General features: G+C 56.8%; 1 tRNA gene and 1 pseudogene. Both read left to right on the top strand.

Going from position 1 to position 1,044, the window contains the following annotated elements:
• Positions 1–22: 22 nt before the first annotated feature.
• Positions 23–99 (top strand) — tRNA-Met (locus tag ASE36_RS21945).
• Positions 100–303: 204 nt separating this feature from the next.
• A pseudogene (locus ASE36_RS21935) lies at positions 304–1,044 on the top strand (transposase); the annotation flags it as partial.

The raw sequence follows: 1,044 nt of genomic DNA, 5'->3' as shown, positions 1-1,044 counted from the left end.
CAAATACAATAGACGCTCTTGGCGCGGGGTGGAGCAGCCCGGTAGCTCGTCAGGCTCATAACCTGAAGGCCGCAGGTTCAAATCCTGCCCCCGCAACCACATCAAGCATAATCGATCACCGCTCCCATTTAACGGGGGCGGTTTTTGCGTTTGTGTTAGCGTAAACCGCGAGGAGCTTTTGCGTTTGGGTTCCACTGCAAACTCGCAAGATCCGACCAGGGATGTGCTCTGATCCCCAAAACTGGACCGTTCATAATCGGATTTTTCCGCGATAACCTCCCGGCTGGGAGAAGGAGCGGAAGCATGAAGGCATCGAAGTTCTCGGACGCCCAGAAGGCGTTCATTTTGAAGCAGGGCGACGACGGCGTGCCGGTGGCAGAGATTTGCCGGAAGGCGGGGATCAGCCAGGCGACCTATTTCAATTGGCGCAAGAAGTATGCGGGTCTGCTGCCCGACGAGATGCGCCGATTGAAGGCTCTGGAAGATGAGAACTCCAGGCTCAAGAAGATTGTTGCCGATCTGACGCTGGACCGCGAGATGCTGCAATACGTTATCCGGCGAAAGCTCTGAGGCCTGTCCGGAAGCGCAAGCTGATCGACGGGATGCTGGTGGACTGGGGCATATCGATCCGACGGGCCCGCAAGGTCCTGCAGTTCGATACATCGACCTACCACTACAAATCCCGCCGTACCGGACACGCCCCACTCGAACGACGCATCAAAGAGATTTGTGAGACACGCGTGCGGTATGGTTACCGCCGCGTCCACATGAATCTGCGCCGAGATGGTTGGAAGATCAACTTGAGTGAAGCCGGGAAAACAAGCGATCCAGTGAATCGTTTGTCCGGCGGAACGACACGTAGGATTTACAGCGAGTTAGGGCTTCAACTGCGCAACAAGCATCCCAAGCGCCGGGTGAAGGCAAAGCTCAGAGACGATCGCCAGGAGGCTGTCGGGCCGAACGATGTCTGGGCAATGGACTTTGTCCACGACCAACTCGCGACTGGCAAGAAACTGCGCATCCTGACCGTGGTCGACAGGCATT

The organism is Rhizobium sp. Root274 (genome assembly GCF_001429245.1).
GTDB lineage: Bacteria > Pseudomonadota > Alphaproteobacteria > Rhizobiales > Rhizobiaceae > Allorhizobium.
This window is presented reverse-complemented; position numbering and strand designations above follow the sequence as displayed.